Below are 5,239 nucleotides of genomic sequence, written 5' to 3' on the forward strand. Positions count from 1 at the left end.
GTACCATACACGAGCCACTCGCCCCACATCGGGAGGTCTGCGGGAGCGTACTTCTGGATCATTGCCATGTTGGAGAGGAACCGGGTAAAGGCATCCCATTCGAGCTTATCTTTGTAGTGGTCATCCTTCCAGTGCCCGAAGAGCGTTGACGGGGCAGCAAAAGCGATCGCTGCCTGGACCACGACCACAATCCAGAGGGCAAGGGCAGGCAGGAGGACATATGACAGCATGGGCGTGACAAGGAGGAGGATAATGGTTATCCCGAGCATGACGAACGCCCCGAGGAGAAGAGGGACTATGTGGTCCCTGCCGTCCACGATGTACTCACCGGAAAGCAAGGTATCCACCCGATGGGTCACATCGGAAAGGGAGCGCTGGTACCGGAGCGCAGTCTCCTCGGCGCTGCGCTGCGTTTCCGCAAGCTTTGTCAGCCCTGCAATCCGCTTCGTGTCTACAACGCCATCTTCGGCAAGGGTGTTCAGAAACGCAATGACGCGCTGCTCGTACGTATCCGTGCCACTCTCGGTCAGGACGCGGATCTGGATTCCTTTGCCCCCGTCGGTTTCCGTAATAGCGATGTTCTTCCTCCGGTGGAGATCGAGGAGGGTTGCGTAGTACCCGTCCTGGTCAAAGTCCATGGCATCTTTTTTAAAGAGAAGGTTCACCTGCCAGGGCTTCAGATTCGTCTGCGGCATTACACTCAGATAAGCAGGCACCGTGAACTCCTTTTCCCTGCCGTACCTGTGGTATAGTACGACCATCAGGAGGGGGACAAGGATGACGGCAACCATACCGAGAGCGTTCAGCAGCCATGAGGCATAGTACTGGAGGTTGTACCAGAATGCCCCCGAGGCGGTACTCTCTTTCACGTTGGGGATTTCCGACCTGAATCCCGGGATCTTACTGAAGGCCTCTTGTGTGCCGAGCATCTCGACTGCCAGGATCTCGTCTGCTGCAAGGCATCCGGTAATGACATAGGTATCATCTGCTTTCCGAACCTGGAGGGAGGGGGGATAGGCATATACCGCATCGATCCCGGTTGCCGGGACCGTGACTTTCACGTTGCGGTACAGGATGTGTGTTGTGCCGGCCAGTTTCAGGTTGAGGTGTGTTGCAGACGCATCATACTCCATCGGGGGATGCAGAACGTACGAATACCGTGCAGGATACTCACCGGCAGTGAAGTACGAAGGATTGTAGAGCCCGACTTCGTTGTACTCTGCGAGACCCTCCAGCCGGCTCCGGGATGACTCGCTGGCAGATTGCCCGTACAGGGTCACCCTTCCATCAGAGTCCCGGATATACCCGGTCATCCCCGAGGCAGGTTCCATACCCACGAAGCGGATAAACGGTTCCATGCTCTCGCTCTTGAGCGTGAGCGGAGCCTCCCATATACGGTAGAGCATGCGGTACTCCCCGCTGCTACCAACGTTGTACAGGTACTGCTCGGAGAGCGTCCCGTCTCCGGAAAGCACTGCTTCGTAGGAGGTGACGGAGAGGTCTCCCTCAAAGAGCGGGGGGAGGATGAATACGAAGATGAGGGCGATGATGCCAAGGGCAAGCCCTGCCCCGACAACAAGCCCCAGTTGTCGTGTCTCTCTCACAGGAATTACCCGGTCAGAACTCGATCTTCGGCGGGGTCTTGATGGCTTCCTCGAACTGGAGGTACTCGAGCTTTGTGAGGTGCATCAGTTTTGCAACGAAGTTCGAGGGGATGGTGTCCACCATGGTGTTGAACTCCTGCGAGATGTTGTTGAAGGTGTAGCGCTGTCGGGCGATCTCGTCTTCCAGTTCCTTGACCGAGTCCATGAGACTTGTCACGGTAGTCGATGTCTTGAGATCGGGATAGTTCTCGGCAACCGCGAGGAGCCGCCCGAAGATGGAGCGGGACTCGGCCTCGACCTTGTTCAGGTCGCCGGGACCTGCGGTGGCAACACTTGCCCGCATTGCGGTGACGCGTTCGAGTGTCTCCTTCTCGAACTTCGCATAGCTCTTGACCGCACCGAGGAGCTGGTCGATCATGTCGAGCCGCTTCTTCATGGCAACCCGGATCTGGCCGAGTGTTGCCTCGGACGAGTTCTTCAGGCTGACAAACCGGTTGTAGATGCTCACAATCCAGAGGATGAGTCCGATGACGACCAGGACAATGATGCCCGGGATAATCCAGCCAATGATTCCTTCCAGCATTGTTCTCGCTTGTACTGATGATCGTTTTGAGTGATAAGGTAATTGGCCACCGGCAGGAAGCGATACTGGTATCGTGAACGTCAGAAAATTACCGGCTCGGACTCGCGGGAAACGGGAGGCTGGGTTTCAACCGGATTCACTGAAAAATTCCAGCGTGATAACGATCGCGACAAGGATCGCGATTCGAAGAAACCCTGTGATTTCTTCTCATCCTCAAGGTCGCAGACCTGTCGAATCGAAAAACCGATCCGGATCGATTAAACAATTATACATCGTTTTCCAAAGTTTTCAAGAAAAGGGAATATTATTGAACTATCATCGAGCCAACGACCCTTAGCTTGCCGCCTTCCAGATAATGGAGGACGACCCGGGCGCCCGGGATGTAGACAAGGTCCTTCTCCATCGTGAGGGTCAGGGTCGGCATCCGCCAGTCGCCTTCGACAACGGACTTCTCCAGCCGGGTGGGAAGGAACTGCATCCAGTGGCCGGCATAGAGCACCATGCCCTCTTTGAGCGGGGCTGGCCAGTACTTCACCAGCTGGGCCTTACCGGTAACCGTGCCGGCATGCTGTACGGCCGGATCCGTGGTCAGCACAAAGCCGCGATCGAGATCCTCGGACTCGATATTCTTTAAGGCCAGTCCCACGCGATCGCCGGGAACCGCGGAGTCGGCATCATCGTCGTGCTTCTGGATTGAACGGATCTGGGCGGTCTTTCCAATGGGGAGAACACGAAGCATGTCGTGCTTTTTGATGCTGCCCTGGGCAACCGAACCGAGGACAACAACGCCAACGCCCTTGACATTGAAATGGGCATCCACCGGCACGATGCCTTTTCCGGCACCCTCATGGCTCTTCTGGTGGGCGGTCTGTTTCACCGAAATCTCAAGCATCTTCTCCCGGATGCCGACCATATCCTCTTCAAGGATCTCGTAGTGTTCAAGTACCGTGCCCTTGATAAGCGGGGCGATCTGGTCGGGCGAGATATAGTTCTTCAGGATCAGCCAGCCAGTTGATTTATTAGCGGACTGGAGCATCAGCACGCATTCGCCAAACGCTGCATTGATCTCGTCAACCACGAGGATGATGCGATCCGACATCGAGACGGTGTAGAAGAGAGAGGAGAGTTTCTCGGGATACCGGGTCGGTTCGATGAACGTGACCGTTGCATCGCCTTTCTTGAGGTTATAGAAGGTGATGTCGCTTGCTGTCCCCTTCTTTCCCAGATCTTTTGCGTAATCGGGGGGGGCGAGGACGGCGACGGTGAGGTTGGACATACGGGATAAGGATTGTCTCTGATGGGATATGAGTGTTTATCCGGATCCACGGTTATTCCAACACTGGCAACGATAGGATAATCAAAAAAAGGGGGATCAGGAGGATTTTCGCTTCCGGCTAGGCTTTTTTACCACCGGAGATTTCTGGTTGAGGCGGGTCAAATACTGTTCAATACCTTTTCGTTTGAAAAAAACGATGCCCAATGAAAGAATCCCCATGATTGTCAGGAATAATCCTGCTTTGAAAGCCAGGGGATCGTACTGAAACGTGACAGTTGACGTATCTGTTGTAAGTTGGCTCCCGGGCATGTTATTTATCATTACGGCATCGTGATTGTTCACCTTCCATCCCGGGTAAAATGCACTTTTCAGGATGGCAATATCTCCCCGCCGGAACTGCCCCGAGACAATAATTTCATCCGGTGAAAATTTCTCAATCTTCGAGGGAACCAGCGTATCATCCCTGATAACAAAAGCGTTGGAAAGAATATGATCCGGTTTGAATACCGATAAATTATTGACCGTGAAGGTAGACTCGGGAAGATTCAGATCTCCATTCTCCAGGTAGCCGGTATCAACAAAGTAATCTGCAAGATAGTACGTTGTTTCGCCGATTTTTATCGCCGCAGGTGGCGCATATTCAGGGACAAAACTGTAGAATGCCCGTACAGGATGGTATCCGTTCATTACCAGGTGATACGTAAAGTCGACGTGCAATACTGGCCATCCCGTTTCAAATACCCAGATTTGCGGATTTATGGCAGGGTACTCATTCAACTTGTCAATGATACCAATAGCCGGGCTCTTGCTTAGTTCTGGATCAGATCCTTTAAAAACTGACGTTGTCCCACAGATCAAAAGCAGAATACTCAGCAGTACCAGTATCTCCCAGATCCTGACAGGGTTTGATTTCAGCTGTGCTAGTCTGAAAATTCCGCGGTTGAAGGCAAACAGTACTCCCAGGATAATTACAACGACTGCTGCCCTCACCACTACCGCATTTCCGAAGAAATCGGGTTTCAGCGCAAGTAATACAGCGTTGATAAGTAACGCGACCAAAAAAAACAGCTGCAGAGTTCTGGTGTTTGCCTTGCCGGCATAGATCATCAGAATGAAACTAAACACCAACACCCCAGCTAGGGCTGCTTCAAACGATGGGACAAAAAACCAAGGTAGCTCCAACACCACAATACATACAAGAATCGCAACACCGATTGTAATATCCCTTTTTTGCTGAGAGTTGGGGATAAAAGATTCACCATCCCTGATTTTCTGAACAAGGATATAGAACCCATAAAGTGCCAAAAGAAGGATAATCGGTGCAATTACTCCCAGTATCCTGCCAGCACACCGGAAATTATTGAGAACAGGTAGAAGGTGAATAAAAGAGAGCAGAATTCTCCCTCCATCAGCCCAGATAAGAGAGAAAACTATTGCATAGAACGAGGGAACAACAATATCTCTCCTTCCCCATATGATTGCGACAATGGCAAGGAGCACAGGAATTATCCCGATTAATACTGCGGATTCGTACCAGCCAAAGACTGAATCAATCGGAATGCCAAAAATCAGAGAGCCAAAATTATTGAGCAGTGAGCCGCCATCCCCCAATGGATTGATTAGGTCTATTCTTCCGATATAGGAAAGATCTGCAATAGTCGGGATGAGTTTAATTGAACTAATCATCAAAAAGAGGAGGGCTGATGCAATAAGGGCAATAATTGTCGATTTTCGCAACTCCTTTTGGAGGAGATAATAGAGGAAGAAGACAAAAAG

General features: G+C 51.9%; 4 protein-coding genes. All 4 read right to left on the reverse strand.

All coding sequences use genetic code 11. From position 1 onward, the window contains the following. The coding region (locus CW742_RS06600; RefSeq protein WP_292418156.1) for a DUF2207 domain-containing protein at positions 1-1,604 on the reverse strand (1,604 nt) is incomplete at its 3' end. A gap of 13 nt (positions 1,605-1,617) precedes the next feature. Next, complete coding sequence (locus tag CW742_RS06605; protein WP_292418159.1) at positions 1,618-2,187, reverse strand: LemA family protein; 570 nt, start codon at positions 2,185-2,187, stop codon at positions 1,618-1,620. A gap of 304 nt (positions 2,188-2,491) precedes the next feature. After that, a complete protein-coding gene (locus CW742_RS06610) occupies positions 2,492-3,463 on the reverse strand; it encodes an EF-Tu/IF-2/RF-3 family GTPase (protein ID WP_292418162.1) in 972 nt (323 codons plus the stop codon). Between the two features lie 96 nt (positions 3,464-3,559). Beyond that, positions 3,560-5,239: hypothetical protein (locus CW742_RS06615; protein WP_292418164.1), on the reverse strand; the 1,680-nt coding region annotated here is incomplete at its 5' end.

This window comes from Methanoregula sp. (assembly GCF_002835825.1).
GTDB lineage: Archaea > Halobacteriota > Methanomicrobia > Methanomicrobiales > Methanospirillaceae > Methanoregula.

What these genes read in the sequence shown, in the direction of transcription:
- CW742_RS06605 (WP_292418159.1), bottom strand. Translation starts at nt 2,187, where the DNA reads ATGCTGGAAGGAATCATTGGCTGGATTATCCCGGGCATCATTGTCCTG.
- CW742_RS06610 (WP_292418162.1), bottom strand. Translation starts at nt 3,463, where the DNA reads ATGTCCAACCTCACCGTCGCCGTCCTCGCCCCCCCCGATTACGCAAAA.